The organism is Hymenobacter puniceus, assembly GCF_014333525.1.
GTDB lineage: Bacteria > Bacteroidota > Bacteroidia > Cytophagales > Hymenobacteraceae > Hymenobacter.
This window is the reverse complement of record NZ_JACSCX010000003.1, coordinates 151,029-176,921: the sequence shown is the minus strand read 5'-3', so window position 1 is coordinate 176,921 and position 25,893 is coordinate 151,029. Positions and strand designations below refer to the sequence as shown.

The 25,893-nt window shown below is 61.2% G+C and carries 23 protein-coding genes; 15 read left to right on the top strand and 8 right to left on the bottom strand.

The features are described from left to right. Nucleotides 1-4 precede the first annotated feature (4 nt). The 7 genes from H8B14_RS09530 (at nucleotide 5) to H8B14_RS09500 (ending at nucleotide 8,051) form a co-directional block, all read left to right on the top strand. A complete protein-coding gene (locus tag H8B14_RS09530; protein WP_187315405.1) occupies nucleotides 5-1,543 on the top strand; it encodes a RagB/SusD family nutrient uptake outer membrane protein in 1,539 nt (512 codons plus the stop codon). A 42-nt stretch (nucleotides 1,544-1,585) separates the two neighbouring features. After that, the gene (locus H8B14_RS09525; protein ID WP_187315404.1) at nucleotides 1,586-2,389 is read left to right on the top strand and encodes a PKD domain-containing protein; all 804 of its coding nucleotides are present in this window, start codon (nucleotides 1,586-1,588) and stop codon (nucleotides 2,387-2,389) included. Nucleotides 2,390-2,491: 102 nt separating this feature from the next. Beyond that, nucleotides 2,492-3,361 (top strand): glycoside hydrolase family 16 protein, encoded by an 870-nt coding sequence (locus tag H8B14_RS09520; RefSeq protein ID WP_187315403.1) that lies wholly within the window; start codon nucleotides 2,492-2,494, stop codon nucleotides 3,359-3,361. A 49-nt stretch (nucleotides 3,362-3,410) separates the two neighbouring features. Beyond that, nucleotides 3,411-4,277, top strand: a complete 867-nt coding sequence (locus H8B14_RS09515; RefSeq protein WP_187315402.1) for a glycoside hydrolase family 16 protein — start codon at nucleotides 3,411-3,413, stop codon at nucleotides 4,275-4,277. Nucleotides 4,278-4,378: 101 nt separating this feature from the next. Continuing rightward, entirely contained in the window at nucleotides 4,379-4,855 is a 477-nt protein-coding gene (locus H8B14_RS09510) for a helix-turn-helix domain-containing protein (protein ID WP_187315401.1), read from the top strand. A gap of 124 nt (nucleotides 4,856-4,979) precedes the next feature. After that, nucleotides 4,980-7,355 carry a glycoside hydrolase family 3 N-terminal domain-containing protein gene (locus tag H8B14_RS09505; RefSeq protein ID WP_187315400.1) on the top strand — a complete coding sequence of 792 codons (2,376 nt, stop codon included), beginning with the start codon at nucleotides 4,980-4,982 and terminating at the stop codon, nucleotides 7,353-7,355. 171 nt (nucleotides 7,356-7,526) lie between these two features. Further along, on the top strand, nucleotides 7,527-8,051 hold the full coding sequence (locus tag H8B14_RS09500) for a hypothetical protein (RefSeq protein WP_187315399.1): 525 nt from the start codon (nucleotides 7,527-7,529) through the stop codon (nucleotides 8,049-8,051). An 81-nt stretch (nucleotides 8,052-8,132) separates the two neighbouring features. Here the strand turns inward: H8B14_RS09500 and H8B14_RS09495 are convergent, their stop codons facing one another. The 7 genes from H8B14_RS09495 to H8B14_RS09465 all read right to left on the bottom strand — a co-directional run bounded on the left by H8B14_RS09495 (nucleotide 8,133) and on the right by H8B14_RS09465 (nucleotide 16,476). After that, nucleotides 8,133-9,824: an ABC1 kinase family protein gene (locus tag H8B14_RS09495; RefSeq protein WP_187315398.1), complete on the bottom strand. Its 1,692-nt coding sequence runs from the start codon at nucleotides 9,822-9,824 to the stop codon at nucleotides 8,133-8,135. Between the two features lie 248 nt (nucleotides 9,825-10,072). Continuing rightward, nucleotides 10,073-10,618: a phasin family protein gene (locus H8B14_RS09490; RefSeq protein ID WP_187315397.1), complete on the bottom strand. Its 546-nt coding sequence runs from the start codon at nucleotides 10,616-10,618 to the stop codon at nucleotides 10,073-10,075. Nucleotides 10,619-10,857: 239 nt separating this feature from the next. Beyond that, nucleotides 10,858-11,844, bottom strand: a complete 987-nt coding sequence (locus tag H8B14_RS09485; protein ID WP_187315396.1) for an alpha/beta hydrolase — start codon at nucleotides 11,842-11,844, stop codon at nucleotides 10,858-10,860. A 337-nt stretch (nucleotides 11,845-12,181) separates the two neighbouring features. After that, a complete protein-coding gene (locus H8B14_RS09480; protein ID WP_261989958.1) occupies nucleotides 12,182-13,423 on the bottom strand; it encodes a lysophospholipid acyltransferase family protein in 1,242 nt (413 codons plus the stop codon). A gap of 192 nt (nucleotides 13,424-13,615) precedes the next feature. Continuing rightward, nucleotides 13,616-14,905: an aspartyl protease family protein gene (locus H8B14_RS09475; protein ID WP_187315395.1), complete on the bottom strand. Its 1,290-nt coding sequence runs from the start codon at nucleotides 14,903-14,905 to the stop codon at nucleotides 13,616-13,618. Nucleotides 14,906-14,997: 92 nt separating this feature from the next. Continuing rightward, nucleotides 14,998-16,086: an o-succinylbenzoate synthase gene (locus tag H8B14_RS09470; RefSeq protein ID WP_187315394.1), complete on the bottom strand. Its 1,089-nt coding sequence runs from the start codon at nucleotides 16,084-16,086 to the stop codon at nucleotides 14,998-15,000. Between the two features lie 141 nt (nucleotides 16,087-16,227). Continuing rightward, complete coding sequence (locus tag H8B14_RS09465; protein ID WP_187315393.1) at nucleotides 16,228-16,476, bottom strand: con-10 family general stress protein; 249 nt, start codon at nucleotides 16,474-16,476, stop codon at nucleotides 16,228-16,230. 254 nt (nucleotides 16,477-16,730) lie between these two features. Here H8B14_RS09465 and egtB point away from each other — a divergent pair, with 254 nt between their 5' ends. The 6 genes from egtB (at nucleotide 16,731) to H8B14_RS09435 (ending at nucleotide 23,439) form a co-directional block, all read left to right on the top strand. Continuing rightward, complete coding sequence (gene egtB / locus H8B14_RS09460; protein WP_187315392.1) at nucleotides 16,731-18,020, top strand: ergothioneine biosynthesis protein EgtB; 1,290 nt, start codon at nucleotides 16,731-16,733, stop codon at nucleotides 18,018-18,020. Nucleotides 18,021-18,090: 70 nt separating this feature from the next. Continuing rightward, on the top strand, nucleotides 18,091-19,143 hold the full coding sequence (gene egtD, locus H8B14_RS09455; RefSeq protein ID WP_187315391.1) for an L-histidine N(alpha)-methyltransferase: 1,053 nt from the start codon (nucleotides 18,091-18,093) through the stop codon (nucleotides 19,141-19,143). A gap of 146 nt (nucleotides 19,144-19,289) precedes the next feature. Continuing rightward, entirely contained in the window at nucleotides 19,290-20,393 is a 1,104-nt protein-coding gene (locus H8B14_RS09450) for a pyridoxal phosphate-dependent aminotransferase (protein WP_187315390.1), read from the top strand. Between the two features lie 477 nt (nucleotides 20,394-20,870). After that, nucleotides 20,871-22,244, top strand: a complete 1,374-nt coding sequence (locus H8B14_RS09445) for an MATE family efflux transporter (RefSeq protein WP_187315389.1) — start codon at nucleotides 20,871-20,873, stop codon at nucleotides 22,242-22,244. 109 nt (nucleotides 22,245-22,353) lie between these two features. After that, nucleotides 22,354-22,935: a DUF922 domain-containing protein gene (locus H8B14_RS09440; RefSeq protein ID WP_187315388.1), complete on the top strand. Its 582-nt coding sequence runs from the start codon at nucleotides 22,354-22,356 to the stop codon at nucleotides 22,933-22,935. Nucleotides 22,936-23,100: 165 nt separating this feature from the next. Beyond that, nucleotides 23,101-23,439 (top strand): tRNA-binding protein, encoded by a 339-nt coding sequence (locus H8B14_RS09435; RefSeq protein ID WP_187315387.1) that lies wholly within the window; start codon nucleotides 23,101-23,103, stop codon nucleotides 23,437-23,439. 42 nt (nucleotides 23,440-23,481) lie between these two features. Here H8B14_RS09435 and H8B14_RS09430 read toward each other — a convergent pair whose 3' ends face one another. Beyond that, nucleotides 23,482-23,856, bottom strand: a complete 375-nt coding sequence (locus H8B14_RS09430; RefSeq protein ID WP_187315386.1) for a DUF4296 domain-containing protein — start codon at nucleotides 23,854-23,856, stop codon at nucleotides 23,482-23,484. A 68-nt stretch (nucleotides 23,857-23,924) separates the two neighbouring features. Here H8B14_RS09430 and H8B14_RS09425 point away from each other — a divergent pair, with 68 nt between their 5' ends. Next, on the top strand, nucleotides 23,925-24,827 hold the full coding sequence (locus H8B14_RS09425) for a DUF58 domain-containing protein (RefSeq protein ID WP_187315385.1): 903 nt from the start codon (nucleotides 23,925-23,927) through the stop codon (nucleotides 24,825-24,827). After that, nucleotides 24,820-25,752: a hypothetical protein gene (locus H8B14_RS09420; RefSeq protein ID WP_187315384.1), complete on the top strand. Its 933-nt coding sequence runs from the start codon at nucleotides 24,820-24,822 to the stop codon at nucleotides 25,750-25,752. Before H8B14_RS09425 ends, H8B14_RS09420 begins: the two co-directional genes overlap by 8 nt. The last annotated feature ends 141 nt before the right edge of the window (nucleotides 25,753-25,893 follow it).

Here is a 25,893-nt window from a genome sequence, read left to right as displayed (position 1 = left end):
TGCAATGACTATTTCCAAATACGCTTGCGGCGCCTTTCTGCTGTCGCTGGGCTTGCTCACCGGCTGTGGTGAGAAGTTTCTGGAAGAAACCCCCACCGACCAGATTACCGACGCCAACTTCTACCGCACCCAGGACGACGCCATTCAGGCCGTCACGGCTTCCTACAGCGAATTGACCAAAGAAGGCCAATACAATTTGGCGCTGTGGGCCATGGACATTATGGCCGACATTTCCACCACCGGCGGCGGCGGCGGCAGCGACGGTATCGAGTACACCCAGCTCGACGACTACAACACGCCCACCACCAACACCGTGGCCAACCGCCTCTGGGGCGGCTGCTTCATTGGGCTGCAGCGCGCCAACCTGGTGCTGCAAAAGGTGCCTGACATTCAGGGTATGGACCCCGCCATCAAGCAGCGCTGCCTGGGCGAAGCGCAGTTTCTGCGCGCCAAGTACTACTTCGACCTTGTGCGGGCCTTCGGCGACGTGCCCTTGTTCACGACGCCGCCTTCCGGCCCCTCGCAGGTGTACATTCCACGCACCCCCGCCGCCGACGTGTACCGCCAGATCGAGCAGGACCTGACCGATGCGTTCAGCAACCTGCCGGCCTCTTACAGTGGCGCCGATCTGGGCCGGGCTACCAAGTGGGCCGCCGCGGGTCTGCTGGCCAAAGTGTACATCACGGAAGGTAAAAAGACGGAAGCCGCTCAGTGGGCCCGCCAGGTCATCAACAACTCCGGCAAAAGCCTATGGGCCAACTACGGCGACAACTTCAAGATTGCCAACGAGAATGGCCAAGAGTCGCTGTTTGAAGTGCAGTACGTGAGCGGCCGCAACGGCTACGAGCGCAACAACGTGGGCTTCAGCGGCAACGAGTTCTTTGCGCCCCGCGGCTCCGGCACCACGCCGGCCGGCGGCGGCTACGGCTTCAACATTCCGGAGCCCGACTTCGTGAATGGCTACGAAACCGGCGACACGCGCAAAGCCGTGACCATCTGGGTGCCCGGCGACCCGTATCCGGCTGGCAGCGCCACGCCCGCGCAGCTGCCCCAGGCACCCGGCTCGCCGTTCGGCTATAACTGCAAGAAGTGGTTTATCGGCAAGGTGAACACCAACATCTGGGACTCGGGCCTCAACATTCCGGTGTTGCGCCTGGCCGATGTGTACCTGATTCTGGCTGAAGCCGTTGGCCCTACTACCGAAGGCCTGGATGCCATCAACAAAGTGCGGCGCCGCGCCTTTGGCCTGCCCATCAACACGCCTTCCGCCACCCGCGACCTGACGGCCGCTACGCCCGACTTCACCGGAGCCGTGCTGCGGGAGCGGAAATACGAGCTGGCTTTCGAGTTTGACCGTTGGTTTGATTTGAAACGCTACAACGGCACCCCCAACGGCCTGATTCCGCGCATGACCCAGCAGTCGGCGTTCCTGCGCACGCTCGGTATTCAGCGCGGCGTGCCCACCGAGAAGAACCTGGTGCTGCCCATTCCGCAGAGCGAAATGGACGCCAACCCGGCCCTGGTACAGAACCCTGGCTACTAAGCGGCTAGTTTGCTTTCCTCCACGATTTTCAGCCTGATTTTCATGAAAAGCCATTTCCATAAAGCCGCCATGCTGCTGCTGAGCGGGACCCTGCTTTTGGGTGCCTGCGAAAAAGACGACACCGGCAGCCTCGAAGGTGCGGTGCCTGTTTCCGATTTCACCACCACCTCCCGCACCGTCGGCTTCACAACCGAAGTAACATTCACGGCTACCAACACCGACGGCTTTCTGTACCAGTGGGAGTTCGACGATGGCACTGTGGGCTCTGGCCAGCAGGTAGTACACGTGTACTCGCGCAGCGGCTCCGTAAAGCCCCGCTTGATTACGGCCTACCGCGGCGGCACCAGCGTGTCGGCGCAGAAGGAAATCATCCTGCCGCCCGTTTCCGACCTGGTGAAGGCCGTGCTTACCGGTGGCTCGACGCGCACCTGGGTGCTCGACGACACCCAGAACGCGCCCATCATCGTGGGCCCCAACGATTCTGACCCTGGGGGATACTTCGCCGGCAGCCCGGCCGGTTCGCTGCCCGCCTGCCAGGCCGACGACGAATTCACGTTCAGCGCGGCCAACGTGTACACCTATGATGCCAAGGCGCAGACCTTTGTGGCCGGCGGCGGCGGGTGCTCGGCGCCACGCTCCGGCACCTCAGCCTTCACATTCGGGTCCGCTACGGGCCCCGGCCTGGCGCAGTTTGAGCTGGCCCGCACCGGCGCCTTCATCGGCATCACCGATGCGCCCGACCGGGTGTACCGGATTCTGTCCATCGACAACCAGCGCATGGTGCTGCGGGCCGGCCGGCCAACGGCGGGCGTGGTATTCACAATGAAGCTGCGCGTAAAGCCGTAAGCAACCACCCGGCTGCCGCTGGCCCTGCCACAAGTGGCCGGGCCGGCGGTTAGCGGTTGCGCGTGCTCCTGTCCTCCTTTTCCACCCGATTTCTTTCCTGCTATGCCCTTTTCCGCTTATTCGTGGGCGCGTGCCAGCCTGGGGCTCAGCCTGGCGCTGAGCACGCTGGCGGCCTGCACCTCCGAGTCGCCCAAGCCCGTGATTCCGCCGCCCGCTCCGCCGGCCGTAAACGCCGAACCGCGCGACTACGCCGCCTACACCACCCTGAAATGGAGCGACGAGTTCGACGGCGGCGCGCTTGATCTGACCAAGTGGGGCTTCGACCTGGGCGCCGGCGGCTGGGGCAACAACGAGCTGCAGACCTACACCAACGCCCCGGAAAACGTAACCACCACCGGGAGCGGCAACCTGATGATCAAGGCCATCCGGCCGGCCTCCAACAGCCCCGCCTACACGTCGGCCCGCATCCTGACCAAAGGCAAGCAGACCTTCGTGTTCGGACGGATTGACGTGCGGGCCAAAATTCCGAAAGGCAAAGGCATCTGGCCCGCCATCTGGATGCTGGGTGCCGACATCGACCAGAACAACTGGCCCCGGTGCGGCGAAATTGACATCATGGAGCTGCGCGGCAGTAAGCCCAAGGAGCTGATTTCCACCATGCACTTCGCCAACAGCGGCGGCTCCCGCGAATTCAGGACCACAACAAAAGTGCAGGCCGCCGACCTGTCCGACGACTTCCACATCTACTCGGTGGTGCGCAGCCAGGACCAGATCCGCATGTATCTGGACGGGCAGCAGTTTTTCACCTTCAGCAAGAGTGACGTCGGCTCCGGCCCTTACCCGTTCAACAATCCGTTCTTCCTGATTCTGAACATTGCCGTGGGCGGCGACTTCGACGGCAACCCGGACGCCAGCACCACTTTCCCGCAGGAAATGCTGGTCGATTACGTGCGCCATTATCAGTACCAGTAACGTACTGCTACTGGCTTGCGCGCCGGTTTTCACGGTCTTTCCTTTTGCTATGAATCTACGAATGCCACCCCGCCACCTGACCGCGGCCGTTGCGGCGGGCCTGCTGCTGCTCGGCGGCGCAGCCCACGCCCAGACCAAAGCCGCCAAGCCGGCTAAGGTGCCCCGCTACAGCTTCAAGGAGCTGATCTGGAGCGACGAATTCAACACGCCCGGCCTGCCCGACTCGGTGAAGTGGACCTACGACGTGGGCGGCACCGGCTGGGGCAACAAAGAAGAGCAGTTTTACACCAAAGCCCGCCGCGAAAACGCTCGTGTCGAGAATGGCCACCTCATCATTGAAGCCCGCAAAGAGGCGCTCAATTCCCAGAACGCCTATACCTCGGCCCGGCTGGTTTCCCGGGCCAAAGGCGGCGGCAGCCTCACCTACGGCCGCGTAGAAGTGCGGGCCCAGCTGCCCGCCGCCCGTGGCACCTGGCCGGCCATCTGGATGCTGCCCGACGAGTGGAAGTACGGCGACAACAGCTGGCCCGCCAACGGCGAAATCGACATCATGGAGTATGTGGGCTACCGGCCGGAAGTGGTGCAGGCCTCCACGCACAGCAAGAAGTACTACTTCCGCCTCAACAACCAAAAAACCGACTCCGTGCGCGTGCCCACGGCCACCACGGCCTTCCACAACTACGCCATGGAATGGACGCCCGAAACCATCACGGTGTTTGTCGACAACAAGCCTTACTTCACCAGTCGCAACGAACACACCGGCTGGGAAGCCTGGCCCTGGGACCATCCGTTTCATTTGCTGCTGAACGTGGCCGTGGGCGGCGAGTGGGGCGGCCTGAAAGGCATCGACCAGACGGCTTTCCCGCAACGAATGCTCGTGGATTACGTGCGTTTTTACAAGATGCGCCAGCGCTAGGCTTCGGGCCCGGCTTGCTTTTGTGCCTTATTTCCAGCGTTGCGCAATGGTCCTTTTTCAGGGGCCGGTTGCCACGCTTTGCCCTCAACTTTTCTACCACTATGGGCCGCCAAAGACAGTTTTTCCGGTTGTCGGCTGCCGAGCAGCAGGAGCTGCAGCACTATTTGCTGCTGCCCGCTCTGCTGCGCCGCCAAACCAACCGCGCCCACACCCTGCTGGACTGGCACGCTGGCCTGTCCGCCGCCGAGTCGGCCGAGCACCTGGCCATGACCGAGGGCCGGGTGTATGCCCTGCGGCGCGCCTACCAGCGCCAGGGCCTCACGGCCTACCTCAACACCCAGCCGGGCGGTGGGGCGCCCACCAAGCTCACGCCCGCCGTGGAAGCCGCGCTGCTGGCGCTGCTCTCGCGCCGCAGCGCCGACGCGCCCCGCCGCTGGACGCTGCGGCAGCTGGCGGCCTACCTCGTGGCCCAGGGCCACACCAAATCCATCTGCCCCGTGACGGTGGGCAAGGCCCTGCACCGGCTGCAGCAGCTGCTGCCCGCGGCCGGGGCCAGCCCCAACCTGCGCGCCGCCTGAGGTGCGCGGCTTTTCAAGCAGTGAGATGCCGGCAGCAAAAAGCCGACAATCAGAAGTAACCATCTGATTATCAGAAGCAATTTGTCATCTCACTACCAACTACTCAATACCCAATACTCCTCCGATGACTTTCTCCCGCTTTGTTGTGCTCACGCTGCTTGCTGGTTTGGCTGCGCCAACTGCTACCCACGCCCAGAAGGCGCGGCCCCGCCAGCCGGCCCGCACTGCCAAAACCGCCCGGCAGCCTGCCGCCCCGCTCACGGAAGACGCCATTGCCCGGCAGGTAGATGCCCTGCTAGCCCAGATGACGCTGGAGGAAAAGGTGGGCCAGATGACTCAGGTGACCATTGACGCCGTGACCCAGGGCAAGGACCGCTACAGCTCCAACGAGCCGCTGGCCCTTGACCCCGCCGACCTGCAGAAGGTCTTGGTAGACTACAAAATCGGCTCGGTGCTGAACTCGGCCAACAACCGCGCCCGCACCCCCGAAGTCTGGTACACCACCATCAAGCAGATGCAGGACGTGGCCACCCAGAAAACCCGCCTGAAAATCCCGATTATCTATGGCATCGACGCCGTGCATGGCGAAACTTACACGGCCGGGGCCACCATGTTTCCGCAGGAAATAGCGCAGGCCGCCAGCCGCAACCGCGCCCTGGTGCGGCGCGGCGCCGAAATATCGGCCTACGAAACCCGCGCCAGCAACATTCCCTGGGCGTTTTCGCCGGTGCTGGACCTAGGCTCCGATGCCCGCTCGCCGCGGCAGTGGGAAACCTTCGGCGAAGACCCCTACCTGATTTCCGAGCTGGGCGTGCAGATGGTGCGCGGCTATGAAGGCGACCCCAACAACATCGGCGACCCGACCAAAGTAGCCTCCAGCATCAAGCACTTTCTGGGCTACCAGGTGCCGCAGTCGGGCAAAGACCGCACCAACGCCTACATTTCCGACGAGGCACTATACGAGTACCACGTGCCGCCGTTCCGGGCCGCCGTGGCGGCCGGCGCCCACACCATCATGATCAACTCGGGCCTCATCAACGGGGTGCCCATGCACGCCAACTACGCCCTGCTCACCAAGCTGCTGAAGCAGGAACTGGGCTTCAAAGGCCTGGCCGTGACCGACTGGCAGGACATCGAAAATCTCTACAAACGCGACCATTTCGCCAAAGACCAGAAAGATGCCATCCGGCTGGCCATCAACGCCGGCATCGACATGTCGATGGTGCCCTACCAGTACGAGCAGTTCTGCGACAACCTGGTGGCGCTGGTGAAGGAAGGCCAGGTGAAGCAGGAGCGCATTGACGACGCCGTGCGCCGGGTGCTGCGCGTGAAGTACGCCCTCAATCTGTTTCAGCAGCCCAATACCAACCGCCAGGATTACCCGCTGTTCGGCAGCAAGGAGCACGAGCAGGCCAGCTACCAGATGGCCACCGAAGCCATTACCCTCCTCAAGAACACCGACAACATTCTGCCTCTGAAGAAAACCAGCAAGGTGCTACTGGCCGGCCCCAACGCCAACTCCATGCGCACGCTCAACGGCGCCTGGACCTACTCCTGGCAAGGCGAAAAAACCGAGGAGTTTGCCCAGCAATACAACACCATTCTGGAGGCGGTGCAAAAGGAAATCGGGGCTCAGAACGTGCAGCACGTGCCCGGCGTGAGCTACAAGATGGACGGCAAATACTACGAGGAGTACGCCGACAAGCTGGAGGAAGCCGTGGCTGCCGCCCGCAACGTGGACGTGGTGCTGCTCTGCCTCGGCGAAAACTCCTACGTGGAAAAGCCCGGCGACCTGAACGACCTCTACCTCTCCGATCTGCAAACCCAGCTGGCCCAGCGCCTGCTGGCCACCGGCAAGCCCGTGGTACTGGTGCTCAACGAAGGCCGCCCGCGCGTCATCAGCCGCATCGAGCCCGGCATGAAGGCCGTAGTGCAGACCTACCTGCCCGGCAACTTTGGCGGCGACGCCCTGGCCGACATCCTGTTCGGCGACGTGAACCCCTCCGGCAAGCTGCCCTACACCTACCCGCGCTACCCCAACGCCCTCATTTCCTACATCCACAAGTACGCCGAGGAGCAGAGCAAGGCCGAAGGTGCCTACAACTACGAAGCCGACTACAATCCGCAGTACAAGTTCGGCGATGGCCTGAGCTACACCACCTTCCGCTACGCCAACCTCAGCGTGGATAAGGCCTCGCTGCCCAAAACCGGCCAGGTAACCGTATCGGTGCAGGTTACCAACAGCGGCGCCCGCGCCGGCCAGGAAGTGGTGCACCTCTATTCCTCTGACCTCTACGCCAGCCTGGTAGCGCCCGACATGCGCCGCCTGCGCCGCTTCGAGAAGGTGAACCTCAAGTCCGGCGAAACCCGCACCGTCACGTTCACGCTGCCCATCTCGGAGCTGAGCTACTCCGGCCCCAAAGGCGAGCCGGTGCTGGAAGCCGGTGAGTTCGAGTTGCGCATTGCCGACCAGACCAAGAGCATCATGGTAACAGAATAGCGTAAAACCCCGCCGCTGCAATTGGCAGCGGCATCTTTATCTTTATCGGCCCGGCTGCCTGTGCAGCCGGGCCGTTTTTATGTTGTTATGCTTGCCATATAGCCCCACTTCAACTCGCTTCCCTGTCCCTCAGTTTAAAGCTTGGCCTTGGCTGGAAACTCTATTTTCATAATGCAACACCTCTACGATGCGCCCGTTGAGAGTCGCTATTCTTCCGATTTTATATATCGGGGCACTGGAGCTGCATTAGCTGGTTTCCTGCCATTGTTCTGCTTAATTGGCTGGCTTTCTGAATTAGACTTACTGGGTACGGCCTATGCTACAGCAGTCTGTAGCGGAAGCATACTTTTAGCAGCAGTTACTTCATACAGAGGATTAACCGTAGATGGAAAGCGGAGGCGCTACCGGTTTTACTGGTGGATACTGTGCTTCCGGCTTGGCAGCTGGCAAAATCTACCCGCTGTTACCAGAGTAGTTGTTTTGCCGTTTGCGCAGCGTCATACATTCGCAATCGATGGCCCCAACTACCACCAGCAACCTTCCGTCATATCACACGAAAGAGGATGGAAAGTTATCTTGTCTGTAGCAGACTCCGCAATAGGAATTGTCGTAAAAAAATCTTCTAGAAAAACGGCCACAAAAAGAGCTATAGAGCTAGCTGGCATACTCGGCTTGGAACTGCAAATCCGAGAATAAAATGCTGTGCTAGCGCACCAAGCAGCTATTTTTATCTCAAGCTTGGTGCGCATTTCTGCTTCCTCATCACGGCTTTTTAGTTTACTCTGGCCGCCGCTCCTTCTTGGTACCCAGAATAAACAGAATCAGCAGCAGGAAGGCCGCCAGCCCCAGGCTATACCACGTCAGCACGGGCAGGCCGCGGTAGTAGGGCATCTGGCCGGCCGGGTAGCGGCCCAGCAAGCTCAGGCCCGCAAACAGGATCAGCGCCACCGACACCGCCGCCAGAATGCCGCGGCTCACCAGTTGGTCGGCTTTGTGCATCAGCAGCTGGTAGCCACTCAGCTCGATACGCACGCGCAGGTCGCCACGCGAGATTTTGCGCACAATCTGCCGGATATCGGCGGGCAGCGTCTGAATCAGGGCCAGCAGTTGAGTGCCGGTGTATTCGGCTTCGCTGAGGATGTTCTCGGTGGAATACTGCTCGGCCACGATGCGCGCACCGTAGGGCCGCACAAACTCAAACGTGTTGAAGCGCGGGTGCAGCACCTTGCCGATGCCTTCCAGGATTACGAGGGCCCGCAGAATCAGGAACACGGCGCCCGGCACCTGCAGCTTGTAGTTGTAGATGACGTTCTGCAGCGCATCGGCCAGGTCCGACATGCTCATGTCCTTAACGTCGAGCGAGGCGAAATCCTCAATCAGCTCACCCAATGAGGCCTCAAACGCCCGCATATCCGGAATATCCGACGTGAGAGCCAGCCGCCGGAAGCTTAGCGCCATGCCGCGCGGGTCCTGCCGTGCCATACCAATGAATACGCCCGCAAAGGCGTATTTCTGCTGTTTGCTGAGCTTGCCCACCATCCCGAAGTCGATGAGCACCAGCGTGCCGTCGGGCCGCACCAGCACGTTGCCGGGGTGCGGGTCGGCGTGGAAGATGCCAAACTCGAATATCTGCGTCAAATAGATATCCATGCCGGTTTCGGCCACTTTCTCCGGGCTCAGGCCCCACTCCAGCAGCTGTGGCTTGTCCGTGATTTTGCAGCCGCTCACAAACTCAATCACCAGAATCCGGGCGGTGCTCAGCTCGCGGTAAGGCTTCGGAATGTAGAAGGTTTCGTAGTTCTGGTAGAGCGAGCGAAACTGCTCCATACTGCGCGCCTCGGAGGTATAGTCCAGCTCCTTGGTCATGCTCCGCTCGAAGGCATCTACCACGTCCTGGGGGTTGCTGAGGCCCTGTTTGCGCAGGAAGCCCGCCGTGAGGCGCACCAGCTCGTTGAGCAGGGCCAGGTCGGAGCGCACCTTTTCCGGCACGCCGGGGCGCTGCACTTTCACCACCACTTCCTCGCCCGTGAGCAGCCGTGCCCGGTGCACCTGCCCGATACTGGCCGAGCCTAGCGGCACGTCGTCGAACTCCGCAAACACCTCTTCCAGCGGCTGGCCCATCTCCCGCTCGATAATGCTTTTGGCCAGTTGCACATCGAAGGGCGGCACGTTGCTCTGCAGCTTCTCAAACTCATCGATGAGAGGCTGCGGCAGCAGGTCGGCGCGGTTGCTCATGGCCTGCGCTAGCTTGATGAACGTAGGCCCCAGTTCCTCGATAATCATCCGAATCCGCTGCCAGCGCGTGGTTTCAAACACGGCCTGCTCGCCTTCCTGCCACGAAAGGCGCCGGCTCCGCGTGACGAGGCGCCGCAGCGGCGTGCTCGTCACCACGTCCTCAAAGCCGTAGCGGATCAGCACTTCCGCCACTTGCCGGATGCGGGTCAGGTTGGATATCGTTTGCTTGAACATGAATCGGGAATCGCAGATGGTGCAGATAAAAGGGATTTCGCAGATAAGACAGCGCTCCTGCGCTGGGAGGGCCGCCCATGGTGAAGAAGCTAAGCAGCTACGCGGCAGCAAAATCCGGGGCTACAGCCGCAAAGCTATTCCACCCATCCGCAATCTGCGAAATCCCCTTCATCTGCACCATCTGTGATTAAAAAAACCCCGCCCGTAGAGCACGGACGGGGTTTCCTACGGCCGGAAGCCGCGTAGTACTAGGAGTTAGCCTGCGACGAAGCCGCACCGGCTGCCTTGTTTTCCTCTTTCTTGGCGGCACTAGCCGAGCCGGCAGCCGATTTCTGCGTTTTGCTGGCGGCAGTGCTGGTTTTGTCAGCGGCCTTCTTTACCGTAGAGGCGGCTTTGCTGGTGGCGCTGGCTGCAGCCCCTTTGGCCGTAGCGGCCGTTTTGCTGGCCGAAGCCTTAGGGGCGGGCTTGGCGCTGCTTTTCGCGCTGCCTGCCGACGACGCCGTAGAAGCCGACTTGGAGCTGCCTTTCACGGTGCGCTTCAGCTCTTCCACATCAGAGTTAGGCGCTACGCCTACCGTCTTCATCATTTTGGCAGCGAGGCCCTGCACCTGCTTTTCCAGCTCTTTGCGCTTGGTTTCACCGTTCTTCTTCAGGTCGTCCATAATCTTGGCGCCCTCCTTTTCCGACAGCTTGCTCTCCTTCACCAGTGTGTCGATGGTTTTCTGCACCCGGTCAGTGGTGAGGGAAACAAAGCCTACACCGGCGTTAACGAACTTCTTAAATAGATCTTCCATGAGACGGTAGGAAATTGGAAAATGAAGGTGAGAGAAAATGAAACTCAGAATGGAAAAGCTGCTCGCCGGAAAAAGTAGTATGCAAGCCGACTACTTGACGCAAACCTACGAAAATGCTGTTATATAGTTGGATATGAGGGTTAAAATTTATGCTGTACCTCATCTAATACTGTATGCACCTACTCAGCAATGGTAAAAAACTCTTCCCTTCACCCCTATTTAGGGTGAATGCCTGACAGCTACCGCAAAGGCTGTAAACGAAAGGGCGCAGCAATTTGCGCCTGCCGACCAGCTTTCTTCACGGTGGCCTGTGCCGCCTCCTGAGCTGCCCATACGCTACGCACGAAGCTACCTACCTGCTCCAGCGCCTGCCGGGCCTCTGGCACAAGGCGCCAGAACAGGTGCCACCAATGCACCAGCCCCCCAAACACCTGTAGCGAAACAGGGACACCAGCAGCGCGGGCTTTTTCTGTAAACTTCACCACATCGTCGTGTAGCACTTCGGCATCGGAAATCTGAATCAGGAGCGGTGGCAGTCCGCACAACTCGGCTCGTACCGGCGAAAGCAGCGGGTGGGCCAGAGGCGTATTATGAGCGTACATGCCGCCCCAGCCCCGGATTTCGAGGGCTTCAAGCAATTGGCTTTCCTCCCGGCATACCTGCCGGAGCGTGGCGGTAGGCAGTACCAAGTCGGTCCAGGGCGAAAGGCCAATGGCAGCGGCAGGTAGCGGCTGGGCGGCGTCGCGCAGGTGCAGCAGCAGCGCTAATACCAGCCCGCCCCCGGCCGAGTCGCCGGCCACCATGATGTTTTGTGGCGCGTAGCCTTCAGCCAGCAGCCAGTCGTAAGCCAGCCGGGCGTCGTCGAGGGCGGCCGGAAACGGGTATTCGGGCGCTTTGCGGTAATCGACAGCCAGCGTATTGAGCTGGCAACTGCGGGCCAGCGCGCCTACCAAAGAGCGGTGCGTATTCAGGGAGCCCAGCACGTAGCCGCCCCCGTGCAGATACAGCAGCACGCGCTCAGTGGGCGCGCCGGCCGGCCGTAGCCACTCAGCAGCCATGCCTTCCACATTGGTTTCCTCCAGAAACACATTCCAAGGCACAAACTGAAACAGGGCCGCCGCCTCTACGGCCAGCCGCATGGTGGCCAAGTGGGGGCGCTGCCGGGCAAGCGGACCGGTGGCAGCCGCCAAAAATTGCTTGAGCAGCAAGTGCTGGGAAGAGGGCATTAGAAACGTGGGAATTAGGCAGAGAAACCGGAGCAGGGCAATAGAAGTGTAAACTTCTTCAACCACAAGCTGAATACGCGTTGCGGCAACGATAAGATACTGATTTACTTGAACTCTAAGATGGGAGTTGCGCTACTGTGGCATTCACTTCCATTTTGCGGCAACTCTGCTGGCGTTTACATCGGTGGCGAAGCGTAAGCACCCTTGGCTCGTGTTGCCACAATGAACCTTATGGCGCAGTCAGCGAGTCGCAGCTAGATGCCTCTACGCCGTTCTGCCGCTAGGCCAGGCCGCTTTCCGTTGCGTAAGATGAACCCGCCAAAACCGACGCCACGCGCTACGGCTTCTCGCCGATGCGGTGGCCGCGGTAGCCGCGGATGGCAATCGGAATCCAGCCCAGAATCGGGATGAAAAACGACAGCGTGAACGGGTTGCGCCACACCATGCGCAGCCAGGCTCCCGGCTTATCCAGCTGCATCTTGAAGCCGCGGCGGCCTTCGCGCACGTAGAGGCGCTCGAACTCCTGAAACAGCGCTGGCCACGCCACGGGCAGGAAAAACGGGAAATAGCGCCAGTTCTGCTTCATGCGCTGCCATAGCTCCCGCCAGCGGTAAGGCTGCTGCCCGTGTTTGGCCACGGCAGCGTCCAGCTCGGATTGCATCAGCAGCCTTACCCGCTCCGAAAGCGCCGTGTAGTCTTCGCGCGTCATGTCGGCGGGGGCCTTGTCGATCATCTCGTAGGGCCGGATGCGCGAGCCAAGCACAAACGTGAGCTGTGCCGGATAGGCCATATAGAACGACCACGGCAGCAGCAGCACCAGCAGCACAATGGGGCCTAGCGGAATAAAGGGAATCCCGATTTTCTTGCTCAGGTTGTTGAGCCAGGGCCAGCTGTAAGCGTACGGGTTAAGGTATTCGCCGTTGATGGTGTAAAACGGCACTACGTCGGTGCGGTGCGAGATGCTGTGGCGCACCATGCTGCTGGCCAGCCGCTGCAATTCGTATTTCTTGTTGAACCCCTTCCCGATGCCCGGCACGCCCTCCGGATACAGCATCAGGTTGTGGTCCTGGTAGTACATCATCGTTTCGAAGTTGAGCGTGGTGGCATCCACGCAGCCACATTTCTTCCAGAAGTCCTTCACCTGGAACGGGTTCATGAGCGTGGACTGCGAGAGCAGCGGCGCCGATAGCGGCCGCGGCAACCCGCGCTGCCCCGGCAGTGTGCGCCACATATGGGCCAGCGCTACAATGGCATCCCAAGGAAAAGCCATACCCGAATGATTGGAGGCGAAGATCAGGGGTACGTCTGGGTCGTTGCGCTCCGGAAAATCCTCGAACCCCACCAGCCTCGAACGAAACCAAACGGCATCCAGCAGCTGCAGAATGTTGTTGTCGAGGGTTTGCACGAAGTCTTCCTCGAAATAATCGGAGTAGATGTGCTGGTTGGCCTGGATGGCGGGTGGCGGCTGGGGCAGCGCGGCGGGCGTGGTAGCCGTGGGCATCGGGAAGCGAAATGGGCGGGCAGGAAGGGAATACCAGAACAGCAGCGCCGGGCACTGGTGGGCTTCTAATGTAGGCATTTTACGGGCCCAGGCAAATCAGGGACGGGTAGCGGGCAATCTTAATTCACTTTAAAGCACCGGCTGTTTCAGCTGTTTTCGTGAGCCCGGCTGCTGCCAAGCACAACTATTCGACAGGCTGTGCAGGCAAACGCCTGGCGCCAGAGTATACAAAGCTGTGTTCGAGAGGCGCAACCGGCTCAGTGGTTCCTTCTATATTTTGCGCTGCAGCCGCACCTGGGTGGTATATAGCTCGCCATCGGGGCGGCGCAGCACCAGCAGCAGCACACGGCCGTTACCGGAATGAAAGATGCGGCTGAGCTCGGTGAGGCTGATGGCGCTGGCTGGCTGCAGATTCACGGATAGCAGCTCGTCTTTAGGCTGAATGCCGGCCTGCGCCGCCGGCGAACCGGCCTCAATCTGCATCACCACGTAGTTGCGGTATTCCTGGCCGGTGGCCAGCAGCTCCAGGCCGCACATGTCGTGCTCGAACGGGTCGTAGTAGAGTGCATTGGGCCGCAGCCACACGGTACGGCGCGAATAGTCAATCACCAGATCAAAGCGCTTAAGCAGCTCAAACCCGATGTTGCCGTTGCGGGGCACATCGGTGCGCAGGGCTGCGCTGTTGGCCTCCGGAAACGATGTAAGCAGCGTACGCAACTGGTAGCGGCCCAACTGCAGGCTGTGCACCCGGCCCAGATAGCCGTTGATGGCTCCACTCAGGCCTCTGCCCAGCTGCGAGCGGAGCCGCTTCTCGGGCACGCGCAGCTGTGGGTTGGAGGTGGTTTCGATGGACAGGGCGTGGCCGGCTCCCGTGTCAAGCACCAGCTTGAGTGGCAGCGTGAGCGAGTCGGTCATGCTCACGGGCACCGTCAGGTAGGGCTTGCGGCGCTCCAGCGTGAGGGGCACCTGCGTCCAGCGGCGGCCGCGGTGCGGGCGGTAGGTGGCCGGAGTGTGCAGCACGAGCTGGGTGGCGCTGGGCTCGATTTCGATGACAAAGCTCCGGAAAATGTCGTAGCCCAGGATGCCGTGCACTGGCATGCCCACATAGCCCGACAGGTTCAGCACATCGGCGGAGAGCACCAGAAACGGCAGATGGGGTGCCACAATCCCGGGCAGCGTCACACGGATGCTGTCGGCGTAGTGTGCTTCGAGCGGTTCTTCTTCGCCCACCCCTGCCACCCGGTACACAGCGGCGCCGGGCTTGAGGCGCAGCAGCGGCGTCAGGCTGGGGTCGGTGATGATGGACGTAGCTACGCCGGTATCGAGCAGAAAATTGTAGGGGCCTGCTCCGTTCAGCATCACCGGCACTACAATGAGGTTGCGCTGAAAGTAGAAGGGCAGGCGCACCCGCTGCTTGCCGGGGTTTTCCAGCTGAAACGGCGGATCAAGAATCTGCGCCTGGGCGCCAAAGGCAACCCCAAGCAACGCTACCCCCAGGCACGCCCCGGCGGGCGCAACACGCAGCAGCAACAGAAGAATGCGAAACCAGCGGGCGGGCATAGAAACAGGGGAGGCCGGGAAATATAGCCAAAAAACCATCTGTGTCCTTCACCTGCTTTTTCAGGCTGCCCGGTGCCCTGCTGCAGCCCAAGTCAGCTCATTTCGCTTGCCTGCGGCAGCTCCCAGCTTCCCTGCGGATCATAGAGCAGCTCGCCGGCCCGGATGTGGAGGGGAGCCACCAGGTTGTTGTGGTAAAGCTGCCCCGTGCCCAGCCCCTGCGGAAACCCTGGCAGGGCATATTCGCCGGCCAGCTGGCTTACCGCGTTCAGGCCGATATTAGACTCCAGCGCCGACGTCAGCCACCAGCTGATGCCTTGTTCCTCGGCCAGCTGCCACCACGCCAGCGAGGCCGCTAAACCGCCTACCAGCGTGGGTTTCAGAATAATATAGGCTGGCTGGATTTCGCCGAGCAGTTGCGCCTGTTGAACGGGGTTGGTCACGCCAATCAACTCCTCGTCCAGTGCTACTGGCACCGGCGACTGGCGGCACACCTCAGCCATGGCAGCCCACTGGCCGGCCGCAATGGGCTGCTCGATGGAATGCAGGGCATAGCGGGCCAGCTGCTCGAGCTTGGCCGGCGCCTCGGCCGGGCTGAAGGCCCCATTGGCATCCACACGTAGCGTCAGCTCGTCGGGGCCAGCTTCGGCTCTGATTTCAGCCAGCAACTGCAGCTCAGTAGCAAAGTCGAGGCTGCCGATTTTCAGCTTCAGGCAAGAGTAGCCTTCGGTGAGTTTCTTGCGAATCTGGCTGCGCATAAATGCCGCGTCGCCCATCCAGACCAGCCCGTTGATGGGCACACCAGCTTCGCCACAGCTAAACGCATTGCTGAACAACTGGCGCCGGCCACCACAATGCAAATCGAGCAGCGCAGTTTCGAGGCCAAAGCGCAACGCAGGCCACCCGGGCTCTAGTAGCGCCAGCACAGGTTCCGGCTCGGTATCGGCGCTGAAGTGCTGCTGGTTGAAAGCGGCACACAACGCCCGCAGGCGCGCTTCGAAGTCGGGCCGAAAATCGGGACTGAGACCCGCCAGTGGGGCAGCCTCTCCCAGCCCTACCAGGCCAGGGCGGGCAGTATCAGTTAGGTGCAGGTACCAGGCCACGTGCTCGGTGAGGGCGCCACGCGAGGTGCGGGCCGGGAAGTTGAACCGCAAGGTGCGGCGCGAGTACTGCAGCTCAAGCATAATCAGACAGTTGAAACGAGCCCGCAAATAACGCGCAAAAGAGGCAGCTGCCCAGCCAAGAGAAAGCCCGCGTTTGGCACTGGCCAAAGCGGGCTTTCCTGAAATCTACACAACTGTCCGGTGTAGTGCTGGGCCAGGCACTTAGGCCTCTGGCTGCGGACGGCGCGTGGCCTGGCCACCTTTGCGGCCGGCTGCGCGGGCTTCCTCCGGGGTGAAACGGTGTCCGCGGCCGCTCAGGTGCGAGGCTTTGCCGCCTTCACTGGCAATGCGGCGCTGCATATCGGGGTCCATGGAGGCGAAGCCGCGGGGGCGCTTGATTTTGGTTTCGGCAGCTGGTTGAACAGTGGCGGAAGTAGCAGGGGCGGAATTTGTTCGAGCAGTGACTGGCATATGCTTCTGTGTTTGGTAAAACCGATGAACAGCTAAACCAACGAAAATCCAGACTTCAACAGAGAGCTTTTAGTAGCCTAATTCAGCGTAGAGGCCATAAAATACCAGTTACTACGGATGAGCTCCGTTATTAATACTTGCTATTTTGCGTCAAATACGGATGGGCGGCTGCTGGCTTTCAGCGGCGGGTGGCACGGCCAGGCAAAACCCAGAGTGTGCAAAACCAGTTAAGAATCCGGCCTACTCTCACTCCCATGTCTACTTCCCTTTCCGCTCCTGCAGTTGATTCCGCTGCCTCATTGGCCTACCGCTACCAGCAGGTGCGCCAGCGTACTGTTCTGCTGTGCGAGCCATTGCTGCCCGAAGATACTGTAGTACAGCCAGTTATTGATGTAAGCCCGCCCAAATGGCATCTGGCCCACGTTACCTGGTTTTTTGAAACGTTTCTGCTCAAGGCGTATCTGCCAGGCTACAGCGTTTATCACCCGGAGTACGCGTTTCTGTTTAACTCCTACTACAACTCGCTAGGCTCGCGCGTGAACCGGGCCGACCGGGGCACCCTGTCGCGCCCGGCCCTGGCCGACGTGTACCGCTACCGCGCCCACGTAGACGAGCACATGGCCCGGCTGCTGGACCTGGCCGACACGCTACCGACTGCTTTTCAGGAGCTGTTTGAGCTGGGCTTGCAGCACGAGCAGCAGCACCAAGAGCTGCTGGCCACCGACATCAAGTATATTCTCAGCACCAGCCCCTTAGCGCCGGCGTACCTGCCAGCTTTGGCGCCGGCCGAGCCTGTAGCTGCGCCACCTGTGGCGTGGCTGCACGTGCCCGGCGGGGTGTCGCGGATTGGCTACGAAGGCTCGGGGTTCTGCTTTGACAATGAACAGGCCCCGCACGATGTGCTGACACCTGACTTCGCGCTGCAAAACCGCCTTGTGACCAATGGCGAGTACCTGGCCTTCATGGAAGCTGGCGGCTACCAGGATTTCCGCTATTGGCTGGGTGAAGGCTGGGACTTCGTGCAGACCCAGGGTTGGGAAGCGCCGCTTTACTGGACGCTGCACAACGGCCAGTGGCACCGCTTCACGCACCACGGCCTGCAGCCCGTAAATATGGCCGCGCCCGTCACGCACGTCAGCTTTTACGAAGCCGATGCGTATGCCCACTGGGCAGGCGCCCGCCTACCCACCGAGCCAGAATGGGAAGTGGCCGCCCGCTATTTTGGCGCTATGCCCGGCCACGGCACCTTTCTCGAAAGCAACCTATTCGACCCGCAGCCGCTACCACCCGACGCTGACCCCACCCGCTGCCACCAACTGCTCGGCGACGTGTGGGAGTGGACGTACTCGGCTTACCACCCCTACCCCGGTTACGTGCGCGCCGCTGGGGCATTAGGCGAGTACAATGGCAAGTTCATGATCAATCAGCTGGTACTGCGCGGCGGCTCCTGCGCCACGCCAGTCAGCCACATCCGCCTCACGTACCGCAACTTCTTCCACGCCGACAAGCGCTGGCAGTTCACAGGAATCCGGCTGGCCCGTTAGGTCTTTTGCTTATTCCTGCGCCGCTTCTCTTTCTACCCGCCCTGGCGGTTTTCCCGCACGCTCTCTGCCTATGACTTCCCGCTCCGCTGCTGCCTCGCCTTCATTCTACGCTTCCGGGCAGCTGGAAACCGCCGCCCCGGCGCTCCAGCAAGCGGCCACGCCCGATCAGGCCCTCGAAGCCCTGAAAAAGCATGTGGCCGAAGGGCTGGCGCGCACGCCCAAAACCCTGTCGTCGATGTATTTTTATGATGACGAGGGCAGCCGCCTGTTTCAGCAGATCATGGCCTTGCCGGAGTACTATCCTACGCGCACCGAGTTTGCCTTGCTTACTCGGCACCAGGCGGCGCTGGCCACGGCTTTGCGCCCCGAGAATAAGCAGAAGCCCTTTTTTCTGCTGGAGCTAGGCGCCGGCGACGGCCTGAAAACCAAGATTCTGCTGCGCTACCTGCTCGATACCGACGCCTCCTTCACCTACGTGCCCGTAGATATTTCCGGCGCGGCGCTGGACGGGTTGGCGGCCAGCCTGCGCCAGGAGCTGCCAAATCTGCGCGTAGAGCCCATCGTGGCGGACTATGGCACAGCTCTGCGCCTGATGGCGGTGCGGCCGGGTCGTAAGGCAGTGCTGTTTCTGGGCTCCAACATCGGCAACTTTCTGCCGGCCGACCGCCAGGCGTTTCTGCAGGAGCTGGCCGCACCGCTGTCTGCTGATGACCGGCTGCTTGTTGGCTTCGACCTGCAGAAAGACCCGCGCTTTATCCGCGCCGCCTACGATGACACGCAGGGTGTGACGGCCGCTTTCAACCTGAACCTGCTCACGCGCCTCAATCGTGAGCTGACCGCCGACTTCGACCTGGCCACCTGGCAGCATTACACCGACTATGACCCATTGTCCGGGGCTGTACGTTCGTTTCTGATGCCCACACAGGCGCAGCAGGTGCACATTGGAGCCTTGGGCCAGAGCTTCGACTTCGCTGCCTGGGAACCTATCCACACCGAAAATTCCTACAAATTCACTCGCCCGCAGATTCATGGCCTCGCGGCTGATGCCGGGTTAGCAGTGGCCGAGTTCTTCACCGACGACCAGGAGTATTTTGCCGACGTGGTGTTGCGCCTGGCAGTGTAAATGATGCGCATGAACACGGTAGCGCGAACTTTGTAGTTCGCGTCTCCGCGCCGTTCAAACGATTCCAACCGCGCGTGGACGCGAACTTTGTAGTTCGCGCTACTGCTTATGGGCCTTCCATACTGCCGGCTCCCTACTCCTCCTTTATGGCTGCTTCCTCCGATTTACCACTGATCAGCCTGGCTTCCGGCTATGGCAACTTTGCCTTGCCGGATGTGGTGCTAAACCAGTTGCAGCAGCACCTAAGTGCGCTGCCACTGCCTTCCGGCCCTACTGAGGGCCTGCCTACGCTACGGCAGGCGCTGGCCTGGCGCTACCAGACGCAAGGGGCCACCGTGGCGCCGGAAACGCTGGTTGTTACGCCCGGCACCAAAGCGGCCCTTTTTCTGCTGCTAACCGCTGTGTTGCGCCCCGGTGACGAAGTGCTGCTGCTTACGCCCAACTGGTTTGGCTTCGCGGAGCTAATAAGGCAGGCTGGTGTCACTTTGCGGGAGTTGCCCCTCACCCCTGCCAATGCCTACCAAATCAGTCCGAAGGCAGTGCAAGAGGCCATTGGGCCGCGCACACGCCTGCTGCTGTTCACTAACCCCAACAACCCCACCGGCCGTATTTACACTCGGGCAGAGGTGGAGGCGCTGCTGGCCGTTACGGGGCAATACCCACAACTGATGGTGCTGGCCGATGAGATTTATGACGGCATCCGGTTCAACTCTGAGCCGATTCCAACGCTGCTTTCGTTTCCGGATCCGCTGGGGCAGCACCTAGTGGTGAACGGATTTTCTAAGTCGCTGGCGTTGCTGGGCTGGAACATTGGCTACTTGGTGGCGCCGCTGGCTGTGGCGCAGGCGTGCACAGCACGGCAGTTTGCCACTGGTGGGGCCGTGGCAGCGCTCAGCCAGCTGGCTGCCCTGGCCGCCACCGAGGCCACTCCGGACATCACGCAGGAGCTGCGAGCCCGCCTGCAAATGAACCGCCAGCGGCTGCTCGACTTTCTGGCCACCCTGCCAGGTGCGCTGCCGCATGTGCCCCTGGGCACTTACTACGCCTTCCCCGATCTGCGCGCTTTTCTTGACCCTACCCTGCCGCCCGAGCAGGCTTCGGCCGAGCTGGTGGCGCGCCTGCTCGCGGCCGGCGTGGCCGTGGTAGACGGGACTACCTGTGGCTTGCCGGGCTTTGTGCGGCTGTCGTACGCCGTACCGGAGGCAGATCTGCAGGAGGCTATCCGGCGCATGGCACAGGTGCTGTGTTGAACTGAACCTACCTAATCCGGTCTGTGCTGCTGAGCTTGCCGAAGTATCTCTGCTGCTTCGCCCGAACGATTCACTAGCCCAGGGTTTGAGCCTTGAGTAATGGAGCGGGAGTCATTTCAAACGCCGATACAGTAAAATGTTGTTTCGCAACGAGAGCCTCGGGTTTAAACTGAGCCTGGTGTATTTCCGCTCGTCAGCGCGCCACCGCACGCCCGACTTCTGCATTTCCGTGCCCAGCGGTACCGTTTCCGTCCGTCAACGCGCCGCCGCACGCCCAACGCTTGTGTTTCCACCCCTACGCGACGCATTTACATCTATGTCCGTGCGGCCGCGGGCCCGGCTCCGGCGTTTCCGGCCAGCGCCGTTCTGCCGGCAGGCTGAGCAGGTGCAGGGTGCCTCCGTCCGACAATTACGCTTCCGCCGGCCCCGGCGCGACCAAACCGCCCTACCTTTGTGGCTCTTCGTTTGCTTTCTGCCATGCCGCTTACCGCCCTCCGCCCCCACCTCAAACCCCTCATGCTGCTGGCCTACCCGGTGGTGCTCAGTCAGCTGGGCCACGTGCTGGTCAACGTCTGCGACTCGGTGATGGTGGGCCAGACGGGCAAGGTGCCGCTAGCCGCCGTGAGCCTCGGCGTGAGCGTAAATACCGTGGTGATGGTGCTTGGACTGGGCCTCTCGATGGGCATCACGCCGCTGGTGGCCGCCGCCGATGGCCGCCGCGACGTGCCGCAGCTGGGCCGCCTGCTGGTGGCAGGCGTGTGGCTGAGCGCCGGGGCCGGGCTGGTGCTGGCCGCAGCCGGCCTGCTGATTGCGCCGCTGCTGGGCTACCTGCGCCAGCCCGCCGAAGTGGTGGCGCTGGCGGCGCCCTGGGTGCGGGTGCTGTTTCTGTCCTTGCTTCCGCTGATGGTATTTCAAGGCTTCAAGCAGTTTGCCGAAGGTCTGGGCCTCACGCGGCAGGCCATGTATCTATCGGTGCTAGCCAACATCCTGAACGCACTGCTGTGCTACATGCTGATTTTCGGCAACTTCGGAGCGCCGCGCTTGGGCATGATGGGCGCTGCCTGGGCTACGCTCATTGCGCGGGTGCTGATGGCCGTGTTCATGGTCACTTACGTGCTGCGCGCCACCCGGCTTAGGCCCTACCGTGAAGCGGCCACCCACTGGCTCCGGCCCGATGCCGCTACCCTGCGCCGCCTGGTAGGTTTGGGTTCCCCGATTGGCGTGCAGATGATGTTTGAGATGGGCGCCTTTAGCTTTTCAGCCATCATGATTGGCTGGCTGGGCGCCACGTCGCTGGCGGCCCACCAGATTGCTATTAATGTGGCTTCCGTGACCTATATGGCGGCCAGTGGCATTGCGGCGGCGGCCACTATCCGGGTGGGCAACCTGCGCGGCCTCGGCGACGCCGAAGGCTCGCGGCAGGCAGGCTTCGCGGCCTATCTGCTCACGTTTCTGTTTATGAGTTTCATGGGGTTGCTGCTGGTGGGTTGCAGGCAGTTCATTCCGCACTTCTACAACCACGACGCGGCCGTGGTGGCGCAGGCCTCGGGGCTGCTGCTGATTGCGGCTGCCTTTCAGGTTTCCGACGGCCTGCAGGTGGTGGGATTAGGAGCCTTGCGTGGCCTGCAGGACGTGAAAGTTCCGTCGGTGGTGGCGCTGCTTTCCTACTGGGTGATTGCGCTGCCGCTGGGCTACGGCTTGGGTTTCGTCCTGAAGCTTGGCAGCCTGGGCGTATGGCTGGGGTTGCTCACGGGCCTTACACTGGTGGCCGGGGCATTGCTCTGGCGCTTCCGCCAGTTCAGCCGAGTGCCTACAACGGTGCCGCGGCCGGCCGTAGTGGCAGCAGGCTAGCTGGGGCCCCGATAGTTCAGGCACCAGACCTTCTGACCCGGGGAACGGGAACCTCGGATTTGATGTACCCACTGAGCTACTTACACTTCTTAGTCTGCTCGCTGCTCTTATGGCTTTGCATTCCTTTCTACTTCCGTTGCTGCTGCTGCTTCAACCCGCTACGGCGCCACTCCAGACCACTCCCAAACCCGCTGCCCAGCCCGGCAAACCAACCAAAGAAGTGCTGGGTTGGTCGGCCGCCCGGCCCCTCACCTGGGCCGACTTCAAGGCCCGCCCCATGGGCACCGACCGGCTGAAGGCTATGACTTCCGCCAACATCGACGTGCAAGTGGCCTGCAAGGATTTTGTATTCAGCTCTACTGTTACAGCCGTGTTTCTGCCCCAGGAATCGTGGGTGCAGGATGCCGGAAAAGCCTCGGCCAACCTGCTGCGCCACGAGCAGCTGCACTTCGACATTACGGAGCTGCACGCCCGCCTGCTGCGCCAGAAGCTTAGCACTATTAAGCTGGACTGCCAGCACCTGAATCCGGCATTCAGCACCCTCACTAAAAACTATTTCGCGGCCTGGCAGCGGGAAGAAACCCGCTACGATGTGGAATCCAACCACGGCCTCAACCAGGAAAAGCAGCAGTTCTGGGAAACCCAGGTTAAGCAGCGCCTGGCATTACTGGAGTCCTTTGCGTCGCGGTGACAGGTGACAGGTGACAAAGTAAGAATGTCATTCCGGGTGCAGCAAGGAATCTTACGTGCTGATGTTGCAGTGGCATTATTTACCCCATTGGCGAGATTCCTCGCGCTGCTTGGAATGACGTTCTTACCCCATACCTTTCTTGCCTCATCACTCCATCACCACCTTATGCCAACTATTTCTTGGGCCGACTTTGAGCTGGTTGATCTGCGGGTCGGCACCATTGTGGAAGCGCATGAGTTTCCGGCGGCCCGGCGTCCGGCATATCAGCTGCTGATTGACTTGGGCCCGGAAATCGGCCTGAAACGATCCAGCGCCCAGATTACCTTTCACTATCAGCCCGCCGACCTGGTGGGGCGGCAGGTGCTGTGCGTCGTGAATTTTCCACCCAAGCAAATCGGCAAATTCATGTCGGAAGTGCTGGTAACAGGAGCCGCCGATGCGCAGGGGCATATAGTACTAGCAGCACTGGCCGGCCCGGTCCCAAACGGCAGCCGTCTTATCTGAACTCTGCATAACGGCCTTACGCTACCAGTCCACTACCCTGCCTTACTTGGCGGGGCCTATTTTCACCTGCCGCAACGCCAGCGTATCAATCACGAGGCCGTAAATTTCGTCGAGGTCTTTGCCATGGCTGGCGTAGTAGCGGTAGCTTTGCTGAAACAGCGAGTCAGTGACCTCACGGCGCCAGAACAACGCTTTCTGCTGCTGCAAGTATAGCGCGCGGGCCGAGTCAGGATGGAGACTGGCCGATTCCACGCGGGCTTCCAGCGTGTGCAAGTCGGCCAGCAGCGTCACCAGCTGCTCGCGGGGCAGCAGTGGCTGCGGGGGCGGCACCTCTTCAGGCGTCTGGCAGCCAGCCAGCCAGCCACTCAGCAGCAAGCTGACTACCAACAAAAAAGCACGGGGATGCAAAAGTTTCACACTACAAAAGTAAGGGTTCGGCAGCTTTCGAACGCCAATACTGCCACGATTCGCGTAGTTTAGCCAATATGAATACGCCCACGCCCACGCCTTTTCAGTTGCTCGTACGCAAATTGCGGCAGGTGGAAATCCGGATGCTGAAAGCCGTGGACGCGCAGTTGCAGGGAAATTTTCAGTCTGTATTCAAGGGTACTGGCCTCGAATTCGACGATGTGCGCCTGTATCAGTACGGCGACGAGGTGCGGGCCATCGACTGGGCCGTATCCAGCAAGGGCCACGGCACGTTCATCAAAACCTACAAGGAAGAGCGGGAGCAGCAGGTGCTGCTGCTGTTCGACGTGAGTGCCTCGCAGCAGGTGGGCGCGGCCGGCCTGCGCAAGCTCGACGTAGGCCGCGAAATCTGCGGAATTCTGGCGCTGGCCGCCGCCCGGCAGGATGCGCAGCTGGGCATCCTGGCCTTTTCCAACCAGAAAGAGCTGTATCTGGCGCCCGGTAAGGGCGTGCGCCACGCCTATTCATTGATCAAGCGGCTGTTTGCCTTAGAGCCTCAGTCGCAGCAGACAGATGTGGGAGGCGGCATCAAGCAGGCGCTGGGGCTGCTCAAGCGCCGCAGCATCATTTTGCTGATTTCTGACTTCATTGACAACGGCTACGAACGGGAGCTGACCATGCTGGCCCGCAAGCACGACCTGGTGGTGGTGCAGCTGCTCGACCAGCGCGAACAGGAATTTCCGCCCCTGGGCATCGTGCCGCTTTATGACCACGAGTCGGGCCGCACGCTCTGGACCAACACGTCTTCGGCGGCGTTTCGGGCGCGCTACCGTGCCACCTACGAGCAGAACCGCGACCAAATCAGCCAGATTTGCCGCCGCCACCGCACCGAGTACCTATCCATTGCCACCAACGCCGACTATGTGCCGCAGCTGATCCGGCTGTTTCGGCGGCGCAATCTTCGTTCCGGCCGTGCGTAGCGCCTTTCAGTTCATAGCTATTCTGTGGCTCGGTGCATTGCTGGCGCTATACCAGCCGGGGCTGGCGGTAGGCCAGCCTGCAGCAGCGCCGCCACAGGGCCGTTTCCTGCAACCCAGTGTCCGGGTGGGTGAGATTGTAGAGTATGAGCTCAGCTACCGTCACGAGCCGGGCCTGAATGTTATCTTCCCGGACTCCACAGCTGAGTATGCGCCGTTTGAGTACGTAGGCAAAACCTACCAGCCTACCCGCACCCGCCAGGGCATCAGCCTCGACCAGACCACCTACCGGCTGCGTACGTTTGCTCTGGCGCCGGTACAGGCGCTGCAGCTGCCCGTCACGATTTTGCGGGGCCGCGACACGCTGACGCTGCCCAGCACCCGTGCCACTGTGCAGCTCCGCCGCCTTGTGCCCCCGGCCGCAGCGGGCACTACCCCCGCACTGCGGCAAGCTACAGCGCTACTGCCCGTGGAGCCGGCATTCAACTACCCCTACTGGCTGGCGGGCGCAGGTGTGCTGCTGCTGCTGCTTGGGGGCGTGGCGCTTACCTTCGGGCGGCGCTGGCGGCATCGGTATCAGCTGTACAAGCTGCGCAAAAACCACGTGTACTTTCTGGCACAATACGCCCGGCACGTGGAGCGCTTCACGCTAAGCCGCTCCCTCACCAACATGGAGCGCGCCATCACGCTCTGGAAAAACTACCTTACCAACCTCGAAAACAACACCATCAACAGCCTTACCACCCGCGAAATTGTGGCCCATTATCAGAACGACGCCGATGTACGCCTTGCACTGCGCCTCGCCGACCGGGTAATCTATGGCAACCAGTTCTCGGAAGACGACACGGAAACCGACTTGGCCTTCGATCTGCTCCGCACCTTCGCCGACCGGCGGTTTGAGCTGGTGCAGCGGCAAGTGGAGAAGTAGTTTTTTCTGCTGGGCTGAACCATCTGTCATCCTGAGCGGCGCGAAAGGCCTACACACACTAGAGCGAGATGGTAATATGCTAGTCGCGCCGATACGACGAGGTTCTTCGCGCTGCTCAGGATGACAGCTATCTTTACCCCA

Coding starts and splice junctions, on each gene's coding strand:
- H8B14_RS09435 (WP_187315387.1), top strand. CDS start 23,101: ATGCCAACTATTTCTTGGGCCGACTTTGAGCTGGTTGATCTGCGGGTC.
- egtB (WP_187315392.1), top strand. CDS start 16,731: ATGTCTACTTCCCTTTCCGCTCCTGCAGTTGATTCCGCTGCCTCATTG.
- H8B14_RS09450 (WP_187315390.1), top strand. CDS start 19,290: ATGGCTGCTTCCTCCGATTTACCACTGATCAGCCTGGCTTCCGGCTAT.
- H8B14_RS09525 (WP_187315404.1), top strand. CDS start 1,586: ATGAAAAGCCATTTCCATAAAGCCGCCATGCTGCTGCTGAGCGGGACC.
- H8B14_RS09475 (WP_187315395.1), bottom strand. CDS start 14,905: ATGCCCGCCCGCTGGTTTCGCATTCTTCTGTTGCTGCTGCGTGTTGCG.
- H8B14_RS09490 (WP_187315397.1), bottom strand. CDS start 10,618: ATGGAAGATCTATTTAAGAAGTTCGTTAACGCCGGTGTAGGCTTTGTT.
- H8B14_RS09495 (WP_187315398.1), bottom strand. CDS start 9,824: ATGTTCAAGCAAACGATATCCAACCTGACCCGCATCCGGCAAGTGGCG.
- H8B14_RS09425 (WP_187315385.1), top strand. CDS start 23,925: ATGAATACGCCCACGCCCACGCCTTTTCAGTTGCTCGTACGCAAATTG.
- H8B14_RS09445 (WP_187315389.1), top strand. CDS start 20,871: ATGCCGCTTACCGCCCTCCGCCCCCACCTCAAACCCCTCATGCTGCTG.
- H8B14_RS09485 (WP_187315396.1), bottom strand. CDS start 11,844: ATGCCCTCTTCCCAGCACTTGCTGCTCAAGCAATTTTTGGCGGCTGCC.
- H8B14_RS09515 (WP_187315402.1), top strand. CDS start 3,411: ATGAATCTACGAATGCCACCCCGCCACCTGACCGCGGCCGTTGCGGCG.
- H8B14_RS09500 (WP_187315399.1), top strand. CDS start 7,527: ATGCAACACCTCTACGATGCGCCCGTTGAGAGTCGCTATTCTTCCGAT.
- H8B14_RS09440 (WP_187315388.1), top strand. CDS start 22,354: ATGGCTTTGCATTCCTTTCTACTTCCGTTGCTGCTGCTGCTTCAACCC.
- H8B14_RS09470 (WP_187315394.1), bottom strand. CDS start 16,086: ATGCTTGAGCTGCAGTACTCGCGCCGCACCTTGCGGTTCAACTTCCCG.
- H8B14_RS09465 (WP_187315393.1), bottom strand. CDS start 16,476: ATGCCAGTCACTGCTCGAACAAATTCCGCCCCTGCTACTTCCGCCACT.
- H8B14_RS09505 (WP_187315400.1), top strand. CDS start 4,980: ATGACTTTCTCCCGCTTTGTTGTGCTCACGCTGCTTGCTGGTTTGGCT.
- H8B14_RS09520 (WP_187315403.1), top strand. CDS start 2,492: ATGCCCTTTTCCGCTTATTCGTGGGCGCGTGCCAGCCTGGGGCTCAGC.
- H8B14_RS09510 (WP_187315401.1), top strand. CDS start 4,379: ATGGGCCGCCAAAGACAGTTTTTCCGGTTGTCGGCTGCCGAGCAGCAG.
- H8B14_RS09480 (WP_261989958.1), bottom strand. CDS start 13,423: ATGCCTACATTAGAAGCCCACCAGTGCCCGGCGCTGCTGTTCTGGTAT.
- H8B14_RS09530 (WP_187315405.1), top strand. CDS start 5: ATGACTATTTCCAAATACGCTTGCGGCGCCTTTCTGCTGTCGCTGGGC.
- egtD (WP_187315391.1), top strand. CDS start 18,091: ATGACTTCCCGCTCCGCTGCTGCCTCGCCTTCATTCTACGCTTCCGGG.